Annotated in this window: 17 protein-coding genes and 1 pseudogene; 5 read left to right on the forward strand and 13 right to left on the reverse strand. The window is 41.5% G+C overall.

All coding sequences use genetic code 11. The features are described 5' to 3' along the window. Window positions 1-69: 69 nt before the first annotated feature. The 3 genes from U5J89_RS06855 to U5J89_RS06865 form a co-directional block, all read right to left on the reverse strand. Window positions 70-1122, reverse strand: coding sequence for an LPP20 family lipoprotein (locus tag U5J89_RS06855; protein ID WP_322574863.1), 1053 nt, complete (start codon window positions 1120-1122; stop codon window positions 70-72). Between the two features lie 23 nt (window positions 1123-1145). Next, on the reverse strand, window positions 1146-2483 hold the full coding sequence (locus U5J89_RS06860; protein WP_322574864.1) for a hypothetical protein: 1338 nt from the start codon (window positions 2481-2483) through the stop codon (window positions 1146-1148). Window positions 2484-2634: 151 nt separating this feature from the next. After that, on the reverse strand, window positions 2635-3231 hold the full coding sequence (locus U5J89_RS06865; RefSeq protein WP_322574865.1) for a penicillin-binding protein activator LpoB: 597 nt from the start codon (window positions 3229-3231) through the stop codon (window positions 2635-2637). Between the two features lie 337 nt (window positions 3232-3568). On the opposite strand from U5J89_RS06865, the gene U5J89_RS06870 reads away from it, so the two are divergent. After that, on the forward strand, window positions 3569-5134 hold the full coding sequence (locus U5J89_RS06870; RefSeq protein ID WP_322574866.1) for a hypothetical protein: 1566 nt from the start codon (window positions 3569-3571) through the stop codon (window positions 5132-5134). A 9-nt stretch (window positions 5135-5143) separates the two neighbouring features. Here U5J89_RS06870 and U5J89_RS06875 read toward each other — a convergent pair whose 3' ends face one another. From U5J89_RS06875 to U5J89_RS06900, 6 genes are all read right to left on the reverse strand, one after another. Then, window positions 5144-5773 carry a sodium:solute symporter family transporter gene (locus U5J89_RS06875; RefSeq protein ID WP_322574867.1) on the reverse strand — a complete coding sequence of 210 codons (630 nt, stop codon included), beginning with the start codon at window positions 5771-5773 and terminating at the stop codon, window positions 5144-5146. Continuing rightward, the gene (locus tag U5J89_RS06880; RefSeq protein ID WP_322574868.1) at window positions 5697-6635 is read right to left on the reverse strand and encodes a sodium:solute symporter family transporter; all 939 of its coding nucleotides are present in this window, start codon (window positions 6633-6635) and stop codon (window positions 5697-5699) included. The genes U5J89_RS06875 and U5J89_RS06880 overlap by 77 nt, the downstream gene beginning before the upstream one ends. Window positions 6636-6763: 128 nt before the next feature. Further along, window positions 6764-8167 carry a Glu/Leu/Phe/Val dehydrogenase gene (locus tag U5J89_RS06885; RefSeq protein WP_322574869.1) on the reverse strand — a complete coding sequence of 468 codons (1404 nt, stop codon included), beginning with the start codon at window positions 8165-8167 and terminating at the stop codon, window positions 6764-6766. A gap of 91 nt (window positions 8168-8258) precedes the next feature. After that, window positions 8259-8786, reverse strand: coding sequence for a 2'-5' RNA ligase family protein (locus U5J89_RS06890; protein ID WP_322574870.1), 528 nt, complete (start codon window positions 8784-8786; stop codon window positions 8259-8261). Window positions 8787-8888: 102 nt separating this feature from the next. Then, a complete protein-coding gene (locus U5J89_RS06895; protein ID WP_322574871.1) occupies window positions 8889-9623 on the reverse strand; it encodes a hypothetical protein in 735 nt (244 codons plus the stop codon). Between the two features lie 218 nt (window positions 9624-9841). Then, window positions 9842-10105: a hypothetical protein gene (locus tag U5J89_RS06900; protein WP_322574872.1), complete on the reverse strand. Its 264-nt coding sequence runs from the start codon at window positions 10103-10105 to the stop codon at window positions 9842-9844. Between the two features lie 170 nt (window positions 10106-10275). Here U5J89_RS06900 and dinB point away from each other — a divergent pair. Then, a pseudogene (dinB, locus tag U5J89_RS15920) lies at window positions 10276-11326 on the forward strand (DNA polymerase IV). 96 nt (window positions 11327-11422) lie between these two features. Continuing rightward, complete coding sequence (gene queA / locus U5J89_RS06915) at window positions 11423-12424, forward strand: tRNA preQ1(34) S-adenosylmethionine ribosyltransferase-isomerase QueA (protein WP_322574874.1); 1002 nt, start codon at window positions 11423-11425, stop codon at window positions 12422-12424. Between the two features lie 71 nt (window positions 12425-12495). On the opposite strand, the gene U5J89_RS06920 is transcribed toward queA, so the two are convergent. Both U5J89_RS06920 and U5J89_RS06925 read right to left on the reverse strand, forming a co-directional pair. Beyond that, window positions 12496-12897, reverse strand: a complete 402-nt coding sequence (locus U5J89_RS06920; RefSeq protein ID WP_322574875.1) for a hypothetical protein — start codon at window positions 12895-12897, stop codon at window positions 12496-12498. A 102-nt stretch (window positions 12898-12999) separates the two neighbouring features. Continuing rightward, the gene (locus U5J89_RS06925; protein ID WP_322574876.1) at window positions 13000-13671 is read right to left on the reverse strand and encodes an FAD-binding oxidoreductase; all 672 of its coding nucleotides are present in this window, start codon (window positions 13669-13671) and stop codon (window positions 13000-13002) included. Window positions 13672-13813: 142 nt separating this feature from the next. On the opposite strand from U5J89_RS06925, the gene U5J89_RS06930 reads away from it, so the two are divergent. Next, entirely contained in the window at window positions 13814-14422 is a 609-nt protein-coding gene (locus tag U5J89_RS06930; protein ID WP_322574877.1) for a nitroreductase family protein, read from the forward strand. Window positions 14423-14485: 63 nt separating this feature from the next. On the opposite strand, the gene U5J89_RS06935 is transcribed toward U5J89_RS06930, so the two are convergent. Beyond that, window positions 14486-15328: a dienelactone hydrolase family protein gene (locus U5J89_RS06935; protein ID WP_322574878.1), complete on the reverse strand. Its 843-nt coding sequence runs from the start codon at window positions 15326-15328 to the stop codon at window positions 14486-14488. Between the two features lie 246 nt (window positions 15329-15574). On the opposite strand from U5J89_RS06935, the gene U5J89_RS06940 reads away from it, so the two are divergent. Beyond that, window positions 15575-16564, forward strand: coding sequence for a hypothetical protein (locus U5J89_RS06940; RefSeq protein ID WP_322574879.1), 990 nt, complete (start codon window positions 15575-15577; stop codon window positions 16562-16564). A gap of 97 nt (window positions 16565-16661) precedes the next feature. Here the strand turns inward: U5J89_RS06940 and U5J89_RS06945 are convergent, their stop codons facing one another. Beyond that, window positions 16662-17822, reverse strand: coding sequence for a PQQ-dependent sugar dehydrogenase (locus tag U5J89_RS06945; protein ID WP_322574880.1), 1161 nt, complete (start codon window positions 17820-17822; stop codon window positions 16662-16664). Window positions 17823-18124: the final 302 nt, after the last annotated feature.

Below are 18124 nucleotides of genomic sequence, written 5' to 3' on the forward strand. Positions count from 1 at the left end.
TGGAATGACAGTTTAAAAAAAATTATCAGCAAATCACATTTATTTGATAGGTAACACGGCTAATTCTATTTACTCTACAGATAGCAACTCCCTGTTTATAAATCCTGCAAACTCTGAGGACAACTTCTTCTGTACTGCCTGAACTGCTCTTTGGCGCGCATACTTTTCATTCATACTTCCTTCTCGTCCCTCGGCCATATAAGTACTAAACCATTGTCCATTTTCCTTGTTTTGAGCCTCAATTTGTAAGGCCCACTGGATAAATTCATACTTGGGCCGATTCAAATCGACCGGTTCCATCATAAGATTAATAGTCATTTCAATCACCGGATCACCACTATTATTGGCCACCTCAAATCCCTCATTTTGCAGTTTTCTGGTAATATCGGACTGTACTTCCCTAGGCACCTCTCCATCTGTTATTAACTTTACAGTACAGGCTTTTTTGGCCTCTTTATACTCTTGCATAATTTCTGGCAACGCCACATTTCCCCGTCCTCCCTGTCCGGATAGAATAGCCCGCTGATTAATTAACATTTCATTAACTCGGGCCGTTGCTAATGCTTGTTTTAAATAAATTAAACGATCTAATTTACTATCAGTCTGTGCAGCATTTTTGCGAAGAGAATTAATTTTATTTTGATTATCCTCTATTTCGCTGCTATATAACTGTGCTGTTTCTAAACGATCCATTGCAGCAAGAGCGTAAAACGTGCCATCTGCAGCCTGATACATTTCTTTAACTTCTACATTCCTCATCTGTTGGTCCGAGTTTACCTCTGACTGAGTAATCAAATTGGTGTTTTCTCGGGTTGAAACTTCCTCCTCAGAATCTGTGATTTCTTGGAATTCATTAACGTAGGTCTCATTGACCTCAACCTCTGACACAAATATTTGAGCCAAGTTAGATTGAGCCTGGATCCGGGCACCCTCTCTTGTGGGCGAAGAACCTACCGCCATCAAAAATTGGTTCTCACTATATTGATCTGAAGGGTTATTAATCCAGACCGGTAATCTCTGACTTTGTGCTTCTACTGTTGCCGAACAACCATAGGTAAATACAAGCAATACGAGACCTGTTAGCAAAAATAAGCGATGGCTTATACTATTATTAGCTTTCATAAAACAGATGAAAATCCACTTTTTTAGTTAGAGTAAATTGAAGTTATCGGTTCTAATCGTTCCTGTTCACTGATTTTTATATTTCGTGTCTCAGAATATAGTAACTCCCCAGCTGGCGAATAATAGTGGAAGGTAACATCATGTTCTCCCGAAGGAAGCTTAACTACATTTGTATACACCTTGCCGGGCATTGTTTGCCAACCCCGGAGGTCGGCCTGCTCTGTAGCTTCACGGGCCCTGCCGCCCAGAAAACTTGCGACATCACCTGCTATAGACCCATACTCATCTTCAATGGCATCCGTAACTCCTTCTTGAGCCACAGATTTTAAAATCCCCCTGATCGTTGCCCGCGCAATAATAATGGGCTGTTTAATTTTAAATGTTTCCCGAGCCACCTTATCCATCTCTTCAATAATCTTTAACTCAGTACTCATGGTATCATTTATTACTACTTCAATAATACCCACATTTGTGGGTCGCATTTTTAGTTTGGGAATAGCAATTTTTACACCTTTTCCATCAAGATTAAAATCAGTATTAATACTAAAATCTACCTTGTCTGGAGCATTACCGCAAAAAGCCATTAACATTGTATTATACCGGTCGGGATGCTGCACTTTAGTAAACGTAGAATCAAACTTCAGCTTTGAGTCCGGTATTGCCTGATGATTATTTATGGCCTTCTTCAATTTATTCATTTCGATCCGCGCGTCATCTTCTTCACCAGCTTTGGCATAAAGGGCACCTGCCAAGTAATGGCTTAAGGGACTATCATGAATACTGGAAGTGCCGGCCTCCCATTCTATATCCTTCTCCGTTGTATCAGACTCAGCCAAGGCACTTGCGTAATCGCTATATTTTTGCTCTGCTTCCGAAAGTTTTTGGGCAATGCGCCGAGCTTCAACAAGGGCACTCTCAAAGTTATCCATTTTTAAATATCCCAAACTCTTAAATCCATTGAGATACACATCTTCGTAGACTTCTCCATTATAGTTCAGCTGGGTATCGTTACTTATAAATGCACCAATCCCCGTTTTTATACTTTTTGTAAATAACTGATCTATATATTCTTCGGCATTGGTAAAAGACTCAATGCTCTGTTCATAATCCCCCTTGAAATAATTAATTGTCCCTTTTTCCAAGGCATAAAGTACACGATCTTTAGCTTCATAGATCTGATTTTCTTTTAGGCTATCGGCAATATAATCAGCCCTTTCAAAATCACCTGACTGAAAGGAGACACGCATCTGTTTTTGACCATTCATTAATTTTTGCGAACCGCATGCCGATACAAGCCCTGCAAAAACCACGAGCAGTAATCCTCCCGTTACCTTTCTACCAAACATGAAACTGATCCTCATGTACTTAATTAACCTTTTATCCCGATTAGGCTAATATTGCATTCCTAACCTGTCGTGGCTTTAAAAACTCGGTATATTTTTTCTCTCTTTTGAATCACATACTACAACAGATCTCAAAACTTTCTAAGATTAATAAATAACCTAACTGTACTTACCATTTCACTTTATTCCGCTCAATCATCTTCTTTATCTTTTTATTGCCAATCCATGCCTTTCGATTAGATTCTACATTTATCAATTCAAGATTGACAGTATAAAACTTGGCGGCCCGTGTCCCATCTAAATTCTTATCTACATTAGCTTCGATGCCACCAATCAACATATAATCGGCACCAAGTTCTTGCGCAAGAGAAGCTGCAGACTCATAAGAAGCATGTTGCTGTTGGTCATCACGCTCAGCCCTAATCTGCGCTCGCTGGTCAGGATCTGCAACAATCTCCACCTTTTGACTGTTAACGATGGCTCGCTCTATTTCTTTGATAAAAATGTCCGTTCGGATATGCTCTGTCGTATTATTCCTGATATCTCCGACAATTAGAACCGGTGATTCTTCATTTTGTAACCACGCAGCCGAAAGAATATCAGAAGTCATATCTTCAGCCACCATACGGGCATCAGTGTCATTCCAATTTCCCGATAAATCTGACTGGGAAGCCGGATCTACTCTTTGAACACTTTGTGATGGACCGCATCCCCAAAAAAGAAATGCTGCAATTACCGTAGTTAGTATAAATCTTATAAAGGTCATAGGTTGACTCTCTTATATTTACTTATGAGATTTGTCCCCGTTTTATTTTTCGCCATCTAAGAACATGCTATTTTTCAAATGAGATTTCAAATATTAATCTTATTTTTTGCAAAATTCCACCTACTACTTTTTACAATAAACTTTATTTTCTTGTGCGAAATAATTAAATATCTAAATTATTTAACAAGAATAGGCCTTTTAAGCTGCAACTTAAATGTTTGTAACTCTGATAGTTAGAGGTTACCATTTATCAAAATAAATCATTTAATCTGGGGATTAAATTATGATTCAAGGAACTATTAAAAATACTTTCCATTGCATTTTAGCTGCCTTTCTTATGATTTTGAGCATCTCTTTTAATAGTGCACAAGCCCAGGATTTTGAAGAGTGGAAAGAAAACTACCTTCAAGAGTTCCAAGAGTTTCAAAATGAGTATGACAAAGAGTTTTATGAGATGCTTCAAAAAGGCTGGGAAGACTTTAAGTCGGAGCACAGCCCTGAGTTCTATAAAAAACCAAAACCCAGGCAACTTCCTGTTGTAGACGAACCCGACTCCCCGGATCCCAAACCCAAAAAACCACAGGATGAAACCGATCCAAAAACAGACGATCAACAATCTCCAGAAACGGATCGGCCTCAAAAAATAAATAAAAGAACTACTTCTGAATCTCAGAAAGAGAACCCGACAAAAACCGAAAAAGATCAGAAGATTGAGGTTAAATCGGAATCTTTCAATCCCTCAAAAGGTATCACAGCCGACTTTAATCCAACCATCAAAAAAGCAAAACTTAACTCAAAGCAGCTTAAATACTTTGGAATTCCGATCAACTATAAATATTACGCCGCCTACGAAAAGCAATTAGAAAAACCGGTTAACCGCAAAGCCATTGCAGAATTCTGGAAACACCTAAGTACAAAAGACTATCCTTCTTTCCTGGAACAAATTCAGCAAGTTCGGACGCGCCTGTCGCTAAATGACTTTGGATATGCCCAATTGCTACACAACATAGGGACTCAAATTTATGGCCAAAAGACCAATGAGGCTACCTTATTTACATGGTTTATGCTAACACAATCTGGTTTCGGCACCAAGGTAGCCTATAAAAACCAGAAGGTTTACCTACTGGTTAAAGCTACCCCGCACGTTTTCCGAAAATCGTTAACCCTGGATGGTTCAAAATATTATGACATTCAATTAAGTGATGATTCTTCATCCCTTCCGGAAAGATTTTATACGTATAAAGGTCATCATGCTCATAAGGAGGGAAAGCCTATCAATTTACTTTTTGAGAGATTTCCCATATTGCAGCCAAAACAGGAACAACGAAATCTAAAATTCACCTTCCGGGATTCCACTTATTCGATCAGCGTACCGGTAGATCTCCAAACCGTTAACTACTTTAGGAATTATCCTCAGGCTGATTTAGAGCTCTATTTTGGAAGTCAGATAGAAAATAATGACACTCATTCACAGCTAACCGAATCCCTAAAACCCCTCTTGGAGAGCAAATCTACCCTGGAGCAGGTAAACTTGTTACTCCGTTTTACCCAGCGGTCTTTTGAGTATCAAACTGATAGGGAGCAATTTAATACTGAGAAAAAGATGTTCCCCGTTGAGACTCTTTACTATCCGGCCTCTGACTGTGATGACCGAGCAATTATGCTTGGATACTTGCTTGATCAGCTTACAGATCTCGATTATATCGTAGTTCGATATCCCGGCCATTTAACCCTTGCTGTTCAGTTTCCTGATGAAGAGCCAAGCGGCGAGCGTATTAACGATCCCATCACATATAATGGAAAGCGCTACTATGTTTCCGATCCCACATACTTTGGGGCCGATGCCGGGATGATTATGCCGGATTATCGCAACATGCAACCTTCTGAAATATTTGATCTGTAGAACAACAACTTATTTTTCAAATTCCACAAAAGCCTCCTCAATATTTTCAGGCTTTTGGGTATACAGGCTAACGAGCCACGTAGCCAAAAAACTTAAGAGAAAAGCGGGAATCAGCTCATACAGATTATCTTTTAATATGGGGATATAATACCAAACTATGGTCACTGCCGTTCCGGTAATTAATCCGGCAAAAACACCTTTGCGGGTCGTTCCCTTCCAATAAAGAGCAAGTATTGATGTAGGGCCAACTGCTGCCCCCAATCCTGCCCATGCAAACAGTACCAGCCAAAACACCAGCTCCTGAGCAACCAAACTAAAGACCAGCGCTATGGCTACAAGTACTACTACAATAATTCGACTATAAAGTACCAACTTCCGCTGGGTAATCTCCTGACCTTTTTTAATAATCTTGTCATATAAATCACGAACCACCGATGATGCCGCCACCAGAAGCTGTGAATCTGCCGTAGACATAATAGCCGCAAATATTGATGCGACTACGACCCCGAAAATTATGGGATGCAAGTGCTCTTGCGCCAGGGCGGGATAGAGATTTTCGGTATCACCGGCCGGCAGCAGTTCCACCTCCGGAAAATAAGCCCTGCCTGCCAGACCAATAAATATGGCACCCCATCCCATCAAGACATTCCATATTGTACCCAACCACAGCCGACCATCGCAACTGCTTGGGATCGTCAATAGACATGTAACGAGAAAGAATGTGCGGATTGCCCGGTGATCCAAGCCCAATACCCAGAAATCCAAGGAATCCGCCAAAACCAATAGCCAATGGATCCACAAATCCAGCTTCCATGCTATTTAACTGCGATAAAACCTCGGGCAAACCACCTGCATCCCAGATAGCAATAAAGGGAAGCACCACCAATGCAAAAATCATAAAAATAGCTTGAAACATATCGGTAAGGCTGACAGCCAAAAATCCACCCAACACCGTATATCCCATAATAATAATAGCGGTGAGAATAATGCCGTTGGTTTGCGTAAGTCCAAAACTGGAGGCAAAAGCTTTGCCGCCCGCCACAAATTGAGCCGAAACATAACTGACCATAAAAATCAGAAATACAACAACCAATGCGATGCGCAGATAGCCATTTTTATCGTTGAATCGCTCAGCAAAAAAATCAGGTACGGTTATACAGTTATAGGTCTCCGAAAAATTACGGAGTCTCCGGGCGTAATACAGAAAAAGAAAAAGCTCGACAATAACATACCCCATCACAGCCCATACGGCCGAAGCACCCTGCGCATAGGCCATACCGGTTACGCCTACAAGAAGCCAGGCACTACGTCCCGATACCACTGCTGACAGAGCCACCACAAACCGATTTATCTGGCGTCCCCCAATAAAAAACTCGCTGATGCCTTCTGACGAAAAGCGGGAAGAATATATTCCTATTCCAACCAGCAGCAAGAGATATCCAATAAATGCTCCAACGGCATATTCATCGACCGCGATCGAAATAGCCTGTGTTTCATCCATTGTCACGGAATTTTACACGATAAGAAAGGGCCACTGCCAACCCAATGATTAGCAGTGGCACAACAAACATTATCAGATAAAATGAGGTCATAACTAACGACAGTTACAATCGCTGAGTCAATTATTAATCATGGGAAAATACCCATCTGATTGTAAATAATACCTACCTTGTTAATTGCATTTAGAAAGGCTGCCGTTCTTAAATCGATATCATGCTTTTTACGCAGCTCGTTAATCTCCTGATAAGCCACAACCATGGTTTCCTCAAGACCCGAATCTACAAGCTCATATTCACCTGAACCGCTAGCGAGTTTTTCAAGCTCCTGTTCTGAAAAAGTGCGGTCAGAAATGTTTTCAATGACTCCCAGGATTTTGCGATAGCTGGTAGCTTCCGCCCTTTTTTCCATCCTTCCAAAACGGACGTGAGAAAGATTCTTCAGCCACTCGAAATAAGAAACTGTAACACCGCCGGCGTTGAGATAGTTGTCAGGGATAAGGAGGGCACCTCGTTTTTTCAGATATTCGTGCGCTTCGGTCGTTGTTGGTCCGTTGGCGGCCTCGGCAATAATCTTAGCCTGTATGCTTTTCATATTTTCGCTGTTGATCTGGTTCTCGAGAGCGGCCGGAACCAGGATGTCGCACTCCGCTTCCAGAACGGCTCCGCGGTCTTCTAACTCCTCGGTATTTTCAAAACCGACAATAGATCCGGTGTCTTTCCGGAATTCCATTAGCTTTTCCAGATCGATTCCGTCTTTGTCGTAAATCGATCCTTCGTACTCTGCAACTCCAATCATTTTAGCACCACCTTCAATGAGGTATTTAGCTGCATGATAACCAACATTACCCAGTCCCTGAACCACGAAAGTTTTGCCTTCAAGGCCCGGCTCAAGATCCAGGTCTTTCATATCCTCCTTGTCATTACAGGCTTCCCGTACCCCAAAATAGACCCCGCGTCCGGTTGCTTCGGTACGCCCGCGAATACCGCCCATTGGGATAGGCTTGCCGGTAACACAGGCTTCGCTGTTCAGTTCCGAATTCAACTGGCGATAGGTATCGAGGATCCATCCCATTTCCCGGGCCCCGGTTCCATAGTCAGGAGCCGGAACATCCAGTCCCGGGCCTATAAAATCCTTCTTCATCAACTCAAAAGTGTAGCGGCGGGTAATGCGCTGCAGTTCAGCTTTTGAATACTTGTTTTTATCTATCTTAATACCCCCCTTAGCGCCTCCAAAGGGAACATCAACAACAGCACATTTATAGGTCATAAGTGCCGCCAGCGCCATTGTCTCATCTTCATTAACTGTCATACTAAAGCGGATTCCGCCTTTAGTCGGTACCTTGTGATGGCTATGCTCCACCCGCCAGCCATCAAGCACTTCAATATCACCGTTATCTTTTTTCAGTGGGAAACTGAAACGGTATATGCTATTGCAATTTTTAATTTGATTCAGCAAGCCCATATCAAAATTCGAATACTGGGCTGCTTTGTCAAAAGCCTTATTTACCTGGGCAAAAAATTGATAGTCTGACATAAAATAGGTTTTTAACTAATGTAATATTTCAAAATTCTTAGCAACTCATTAGATCGACAATCGCAATATTATTACAGAGTGTCAACATTTATTATCCCTGCTTGAACATTGCTGTATGAATTTTTTTCCACTGATCAGGTTTCCCATCCGTATGCATTAAAACAACCTTTTTTACGGTAAACTGGACATAAAATTCTCGGCCGATATTATTGAGAATTTTCTCTTTTTGCTTCTGGGTCAAATCTCCATAGAGCAAGCTTAGGTGCGGCATATATTCATTTTCGTACTCTTCGGGACAATCAAATAATCGGCACGCATTGTTATGCAGATAGGTGAGCCCTTCATTCTGCTCTACATGGATAAACAGTGATTGATAAAAAGTATTCAGATAACCGGCTTTGGTAAGTTTTAAATCAAATGGAGCCACCGATGAAGCCAGTGTATCAGTTAGTGCTACGAGTTCGGTTTTTGATGCCGTCAATCCCCCAAGGAGCGTTACGTGGGGAGAAAACATCGGCGTATCATATTTCTTACTGAGCTCTTTAATACGCTCTTGTAATTTATAGGCCGTATCACCTGTGGGTTCCAACCATAGCGAATATGTTGCAGATTGTTCCATAACTATGACTTATTATCCCTCTTAAACATTTAACTTTTACCTGCTACTTAAATATACAGTAAACGAACCCTTTTAAAACAGTGCTAACTAATGTAGTATTACTTATTTATTTAACGGCAGATAAACATGCAAGTGATCAGCGGTACCTACATGGCGAATCGTTGACAATCCAAGAAGCTTAAAAGAATACTCAAACATCCAATTCTTCAACCTTGGCCTTCCCCTCGTTCGCAAATCAACAGCGTGGACATACCCGCTGGCTTGCACATAATGAAGGGATTGTTCATTCTCAGAGAGCCCCATTCGCTGATAGTCTTCGGGGCGGCGTTGTATATCTGTTACAACCACATCGCTATCTGCAAGCGTTACCGTTGTTAACGCCACTCGCATTATGGGATGCAGCGATCGATAGTAGCTACGTATTTCTTCCGTCTTAGTGTTCAGGCTCGAATAATACAGCATCCCATAAAAAGTATATGCTGCCACCAACACCAAAACCCCGCGGAAGATATACTTCAGGGCTTTCTTGCCCATACCAAACTTATAGACAAGAATTGCCCCGTAAAGCAACAACAATAATACCGTAGCTATACATCCGATCAAGAGTGCCAGCCATCCATTAACTTGATAGCCGTCGTACACGAATACCGAAGTTCTGACAAGCAGAAAAAAGGGCAGGGATAAAGCTATGATACCCAACACAACTTTCAGCAACACCTTCTTCCATGAAAATGAAGTATCGCGTGGCTGATTTCTTTCGAGCGATTGCAACTGCTGATCGAACTGATCATTCAACTCTTTGAGCTGATTAAAAGACAGGCTCTGTTCTGTATCCATAGATGCTGTGATATAACTGAAGGTCACCTATTTGCACGACCGACTAAAACAGAAGTTACATCACCCCAAAATAAAAAAGGGTCCTGGCCGAAACCAGAACCCCAGTACAACTCATCACAATCCCTGTTGCTAATTAAATAATTTTTGGATAAGAATCCAATCTAACTCAAAAAATAATAATCTTAAGCAAGCCTTCTTTAATTAGTATATCAACAAATTTAAGCGTGTTCTTCATCAGATTGTAAATAAAAAACATTCATAATAAAAAGCACCGCTAAACTCCCTAAAAAACCAAATACCAAGCTTCCCGGCATATTTATCATTACGGCTACGGTGCCCACGACAACAGCTCCAATAACACCGGCAATAAGATTAGGGATAAGCTCAACGCCTTGCTTCCAAATACTTACCTTGGTAAGTGCTCCGGCTACCAACCCAACCGAAATCAGCCAGAATATCATCGTCCCATTTAATTCTTCCATTCCGTCATATATTTTATTTTAAAATGATTCGCTCAAAAAATATACTTTTTTAACCGATTTTGGAACCGAATTTTTACTATACATTTATCCTGATACCGTATATTACTTAGCATACACTCATTTGTTGTTCAATGGCTGAATCAGATATCCGCAAAATTATCCATATCGACATGGATGCCTTTTATGCATCTGTTGAACAACGCGATTTTCCAGAATATCGCGGTAAACCCGTAATCGTAGGAGGATCTCCCGAAGGACGAGGGGTCGTTGCTGCCGCCAGTTATGAAGTTCGCAAATATGGCGTTCATTCCGCTATGCCTGCAGCCAAAGCCGTTCGTTTATGTCCGCACGCTATTTTTGTTAAGCCCCGCTTTGAGGTGTATCGTAAAGTATCGGAACAGATCAGGGAAATATTCTTCGAATTTACCGATCTCGTTGAGCCGCTCTCACTGGACGAAGCCTATCTTGATGTCACCGAAAATCATATCAACCTGCCGTCTGCCACGCTGATCGCAAAAAAAATTCGGCAGCGCATCAAAGATAAAACCCGGCTTACCGCATCAGCCGGCGTAGCACATAATAAGTTCTTAGCCAAAGTGGCTTCCGACTTGGATAAGCCCGACGGACTTTCGGTGATTCTACCCGAAGATGCCCAGGACTTTTATAGAGAAGCTCGAAATTGGCGAATTCTATGGGATAGGAGAGGCTACCGAATCCAAAATGAAATCGTTGGGCATTTACACCGGCAAGGATTTAAAGGAATGGTCCGAAATTGATCTGGTTAATGAATTCGGAAAAACCGGCCGATATTACTACCGCATTGTTCGGGGCGTTGACAACCGGCAGGTAAAGACTCACCGTATCCGCAAATCCATAGGAAAAGAACGTACCTTTTCTGAGGATGTGGATGATCTGGGGTGGATCAATAACTTTTTGCGTGAATTATCCGAGAAAATATCTAAAAGCATGAAAGACAAAAATGCTGCCGGAAAAACGGTAACACTCAAGGTGCGTTACGAGGATTTTGAGACCATTACCCGCAGCACCTCTTTCAGTCATTATATTAATGATGCCGAAGATATCGCCAATACCGCCATTTCGCTACTCGAAGAAACCAAAGTAGGAGAACGTAAAGTGCGCCTGCTCGGTATCACGCTTTCGAATTTAAACCTTAATGAAAAAGGCCATTTCAAGCAGTTGGAAATTCCATTCGAAGAATAGCCGCAGATCACCACAGATTGCAACAGATTTTTTACAATCCTTTCATATAAATCCGTTATCATCCGTAAAAATCTGTGGCCTTAACAAAACTGATCTATGAGTTACACTCTTTCCGATTTTGATTACGATCTGCCGGATGATTTTATCGCACAAAAGCCGGCTGAACCGCGCGACCATTCGCGCCTGCTTGTCTACAATCGTGCTACCGGTAGCATAACCGATGACCGGTTTTATAATATTTTAGATTATTTGCCCCGCGAAACTACCCTTGTTGTTAACAACAGCAAAGTGGAAAAATGTCGGCTCCTTTTTGACGAGGGCAAAAAAGAGGTCTTTATTCTCGATACAGCCAATAATACTACCGTACAGGCGATGGTTCGTCCCGGTAAAAAATTCAAAAAAGGAAAAACAGTAGAGCTGACCGAAACTATTTCTGCTGAAGTATTGGATATTGATGATGAAGGCTTACGGACATTGCAAATGAGCCCTTCGCTCGATCATTCGGTGTATGAGCAGTATAAACATACCCCTTTTCCGCCCTATATAGAACAAAACGAATCACTGTCAGAAAAGTACCAAACGGTTTATGCGGATGATTTAGGAAGCAAAGCCGCCCCTACCGCGGGACTTCATTTTACGGATGAGCTTCTTGCTAACATTCAGGAGGCAGGCATTGATCAGGCTGAGGTAACCCTGCATGTAGGACTCGGAACCTTTGCACCAGTTAAAGCCGACAGCATTGAAGACCACACAATGCATTCGGAATGGTTTAAAATCACCGAAGATACGGCGGAACAGTTAAATAGCGCCGAACATATTACAGCAGTGGGAACAACCAGCGTTCGGGTGTTGGAATCGGCGCTTGAAGAGTTCAATGAATTTACTTCTACCAAGATGAATACAGATATCTTTATTCGGCCCGGCTTTGAATTCAAGGGAACCGATGCGCTTATCACTAATTTCCACCTGCCGAAAAGCACCTTGCTGATGTTGGTAGCCGCTTTTACCGGTTACAAAGAGATGAAAAAAATATATCAGCATGCCATCGACGAGGAGTATCGCTTCTACTCCTTTGGCGACGCCATGCTGATACTATAAAAAAGCTTTGAGATTAGTATTTTATTAACTCATCGGATGGCAAAGTCAGCCATCCGATGATGAGATACTAATTACGCTTCAGGATTATCTTGCTGCTGTTGTTGCATCTCTTTCATCTTCTGCTTCATTTGTTGCTGCGCATTTTGAGCCTCATCACCGTCAACCATTTTAACCTGGTTCTTGAGTGATGTTGAAAGTTCCTCTACATCATCTTCGGAGAGCACCTGATCAAGATCTTCAATACCCACTTTTTGTAACAGATTGTATATCATGCGGTTGTGCAACATCTGCTGGGCGGCAGAGCTCAATTGCATCAGTTGTTCTTGTGGAACTTGCGCGCCGGAAAGCTTAATCTTGTTCATTACCGGTTCAAGCAGGGTTTCAATCTTTTTGGACATCTGCTTTTCCAGCTCTTTGGCATCAACATTTTCTTTACTTGTTATTTCATTCCCGTCAGCATCGACTAACTTCATAATAATTAAATACTTTGTTTTAGAGTTTCTTCATTTATATAACAGGTGATGAGAGGATATCGTTTATCTTCCAGAACTCAAAAAAAGGATCATGGATTTGATTTATTCCTCAAATACCAATCCTTCGGGACTTGCACCCAGTTCTTTAAGATATTTGATCATCGCATCATTAAAGGCCGGAGGACCACACACATAAAAAGGTTGATCAAAATCATCAATCTGATCGGCCAGAAATTCTTTATCAATAAATCCATCCAGATTTATATACTCATCGGTAGGCTCGTCCGTAATCACATTGATAACCTGTTCTCCCAGCATCTCTTCAAATTCATCTTTCAGGATGATATCATCTTCCGTCTTATTCGAAAAGATCAACGTGTTTGAACCTATTTGATTCTTCGCATACAAGTCACGCAAAATTGCAATAAAGGGCGTTACTCCTGCACCTCCTGCCAGAAAAACGCCTTCTCCTTTATACTCAATCGTTCCCCAGGCATCGTCAATAATAAATTGGTCTCCTTCTTTGAGCTGACCAATTTGTTCAGTTACACCATTATGGTCCGGGTAACTCTTAATAACAAACTCCAGGTGGTCATCATCCTGCAGATTTGTAAACGTAAACGGTCGCTTCTTGTCACGCCAACCCTCTTTGTCGATAGCTATTTCCGTAGCCTGTCCCGGAGTAAAAGAATAGCCCTTGGGCTTTTCGAAAGTGTATGCCCTTACATCATGGGTGATGTCTTTAATATTTAAAATTTCAACGTTATGACTCATGGTTCTTATTTTCTTCTGATTAATATTCACTAAAGAAATGCTTTTTTAGCATTAACCATTCAAAAATCCTTGGAATTATTGGATTAGCTGTATTGTTATTTAGTTCAACATTAAACTATAATGCAAAGAATAATCTTACGATATGCAATCTACAGAAGAACAACCCGTAAAATTAGCAGATACAGAATATCCTATTCACGAACTTCTTCAGAAAAGATGGAGTCCTCGAGCTTTTTCAGAAAAGTTAATTGATACCGAACTTTTAAATCAACTTTTTGAAGCCGCGCGATGGGCTCCTTCATCCTACAACGAACAGCCATGGCGTTTTATCGTAGCCCGAAAAGACGATAAGGAGGCATATAAACAACTCGCTTCCGTAATGAATGAGTTCAATCAAAGTTGGGCTACGGATGCCCCGGTGCTGGTATTAGCCCTCACCAAGACAACCTTTGATCTGGATGGCCGAGAAAATCCTCACGCCGGGCATGATTTGGGACAGGCTATTGCTCACCTGACTTTCGAAGCCACTAAAAACAATTTATATGTGCATCAGATGGCCGGCATATTACCCGAAAAGGCTCGTGAACTCTACGATATATCCGGCGACTATAAACCGATGACCATGTTTGCGATCGGATATAGAGGACAACCCGAATCACTGAATGACAAAATGCGAAAGCAGGAAACTTCGCCCCGCATTCGCAAAGATTTGGACGAGATCGTCTTTGACGGGGAATGGAAAAACAACTAAGAAAATAATATCGCTCCAATTATTAACTCTGACAGGACTTTAAACCCTGTCAGAGTTTTTATTTTACTTTAAGTTTTCATTCAAAAAACGAACTGTTTTTTGCCAGGCGTCCTTGGCGGCTTTTTCAACATATCGCGTGCCGGATGGATTTGCGAACGCATGTCCCGCTCCTTCATAAATATGGATAGAATTCACAACCCCTGCTTCGTTGAGCGCAGACTCAAATTCCTTAACTTTCTCTGGAGGAATTCCTCCATCTTCTTCCCCAAATATTCCCAGTACGGGCATCTCTAATGTTTTAAGTTTTGCCGTGTCAGTTACCAGTCGACCATAATAAATAACCGTAGCGTCAATTTTTTGGGGATGGGCCAATGCTGTTTGCAGCGACCATGCACCTCCAAAACACCAACCGATTACTCCTATGTTGTCTACCCCTTGTTTTGTATTAAGGTAGGCATACGCCTGAGTCAAGTTATCCAGGGCTTCTTCATCATCAACAGAGCGGGCATAGGTTCCTGCACTATCGGGTGATTCTGCCACTTTACCCTTGTACAAATCTACTGCCAGCGCTGTATATCCTTCACCAGCCAGCTTATCCGTCATCATCCGAATATTGTCATTCAATCCCCACCACTCGTGTATCACAATAATTCCGGGGTCATTCGTTTTCCCTTCCGGCTTTGCTAAATATCCTGTTATCTCTTTTCCGTTCACGGTAGCATATTGCACTTCTTCTCCCGACACCTCCGATGATTGCTTTATATCCTGAGCGGCATTTTCAACAGGGGTATCTCCTTCGTGCTCCCGGTCCATTCGATCAATAAAATCCTTCTCCGGACTACCGCTGCATGCTGCCAAAAGCAACATCAATCCCATTACAAAAATCCCACGTCTAACCTGATGCATAATCTCCTCATTTTTATTGCGGTTATATTCTTTTAATTAAAATATGAGCCGAAAAGTTGCATGGTTTCGTATTTACTATCTTTCACCGGGCAATCTATTATCTAAAAAGAGCATTAAAGACCCGAATTTGAGGATAAGCCCTATGATCGGTAAAATGATTTAAATTTGATGGAAATTGCATAGGGACACTAAGAGCTATCAGCATATCAAGAGCAAAAAAATAACTAATTAAACATTGGGGTATATATGGGTTTTGATTTTAAAAAAGCCAACCAGTCATTCGATTCACTTCCATATACTAAACGACTTAAATCGGTAGGTGAGCTTGCAAAGAGTACACTCACCATTGTTGGCAAAGACAAAGACATTATTACACCATGGATTCGCATGACCATTTATCATGCAATTATGGTCACCTTCTTTTTTAGCGGATTCTTTTTATGGCAATACAACCATCCGGGCTATGGATTGCTCTCTTTCTTTTTAGCCTTTCTTCTTTTTTTATACAAACATTTTTATGACAACAAACAAGAAATGCGCATGAGCTGGATTGTCTATGAGACCGTCATCGGTAATGATCCCTCATATAAAGGAGCCGTCACTGCCAGCAAAGAATTAAAGTGGCACATAAGAAAAATTGCCGGGATCGACATCCTGATGAGTTTTGTCAATAAAAGCAAATATACGGGTGGAGGGATCGTGAAAATGCTAATCCGACTTTTTATTGCCGGTCTTGAAGAGGTCTGGGACCTGGCTAATCATTATCTCTTACCTTCTGTTGCTGTCGACAAGATGGATATTTCATCGGCCGTTGAAGAAATGAAAAAGCTTAAAGACCGCGTACCCGAATCCCTCGTTGGTATTTTCGGAATAGACTTTCTGGGCAGGGTGGTCCGCCATGTTACTGTTCCAGCCTACATTATCCTATTTATTATCTCGGGGACACTAGGGTATTTTGGAAGTGAGGTATTTCCTGCGACAACCATTGATTTTAACGGTGATGATGTAGCCTTTACCTTTGTTCCCATTATTTTTGCATTCTGGATTGGCAAGCTGTTTAGCAATTTTTTTGAACGTACCGTTACGGCTATTAAGGTCATCTACTTTACGGTATTCTATACCAAAATCACCCATCCCGAACGTATCCGCGATGATATGCAAGAAGACTTAGTTGACTATCTTAATCTTGATCCCGTAGAAGAAGTTGATAATTTGGAAGAACAAGACGTCGAATAAGAATAGATATTCCCTTTCCTGTCTCAAATAAAAACTGGCGCAAGCTTTTACACTTGCGCCAGTCAATTAGCAGATAAATCGCAAAAACTATTGATACTTATTCATTGGCAGGAGAAACACGAACGATACCATTATCAGTCTCCGTGGCAATATAAATATTGCCATCCGGACCTTGACGGACGTCACGGACACGCCCGATATCTTCAAAAACCTTCTCTTCACCAACAACTTCTCCGTTTTCTAAATCAACATGCATTACATAGCCGAACTTTAAAGATCCTACTAACAAATCTCCCTGCCATTCGGGAAATTTGTCACTGGTCACAAACGTCATTCCTGAAGGAGCAATAGACGGATCCCAATACCACTCGGGTTGTTCCATACCCGCTTTGGCAGTATCTTCTGTAAGCGTAGTTCCATCATAATTGATTCCGAAGCTTATTTCCGGCCATCCATAATTATTTCCCGCTTCGATAATATTGATTTCATCTCCACCGCGTGGACCGTGCTCATGCTCCCAAAGCTGTCCGGTTTCCGGATGCAGATCCATGCCCTGTGGATTGCGTATCCCATAGGCAAAAATGGCATCTAATCCATCTTTACCCACAAAAGGATTGTCTTGCGGAATACTCCCATCATCATTCAGGCGATAAATTTTTCCGGCATCACGGGTAATATCCTGTGGATTGACGTCACGAGCCCCACGATCTCCAATACCAAAAAATACATGTCCGTTATTATCAAACACAATCCGACTGCCAAAATGAACTCCTCGATCAGTATTGGGTTCGGCCTTATAGAGAACTTCTTTATTTACAAGTTCAGTACGATCATCATTTAGCTTTGCTCGCATCAATGCGGTATTCGCTCCCTCACCCCCTTCAGGACTAGAATACGTCAGATAGATCCACCCATTTTCCTCATAATCGGGATGCGCTTGTACATCAAGCAAACCACCTTGTCCCTGTGCCCATACTTCCGGTACACCAGTGATGGGTTTTTCAGCTAAGCTTCCATTACTGTACAACCATAAATCGCCACTCCGGGCCGTAATTAACATATCTCCATCAGGCAACCAATCCATTCCCCATGGTACATCAATCTCATTGGTAATGGTTTCCATGGTAAGTTCCGGATTTTCAACTTCCTGTCCCTGGTCGGTTTCTGCCTCCGGTTCATTTTCGGTGGTAGCATTGCATGCGGTTAAAAATATTACAGCTACAAATATTGACAGGTATTTATGCATTTTGATACTCATAATAATAACTGTTATTCCCTTTATGATTATATAATATTGAATAAATAATTAACACTATTCGTTCGATAATTGCCAATGATGCACGTAAAAAGTTATGAATGGCACGTCCACAATAATTTAATAAATACTCCTTCCAACAAGTAGCCGATTACATTCTTATGTGAAGCTAACCATTCGTAATAGAAACGACTCCTTAAAGGTCATCATTTAAGGTTGTAATTTGTTAAGCAAAGCGGGATATTTAGAACTCTTTTTGAACGACCTGCGCCCGTAGCTCAACTGGATAGAGCGTCTGACTTCGG

It is taken from the genome of Fodinibius sp. (assembly GCF_034521915.1).
Taxonomy (GTDB): domain Bacteria; phylum Bacteroidota; class Rhodothermia; order Balneolales; family Balneolaceae; genus Fodinibius.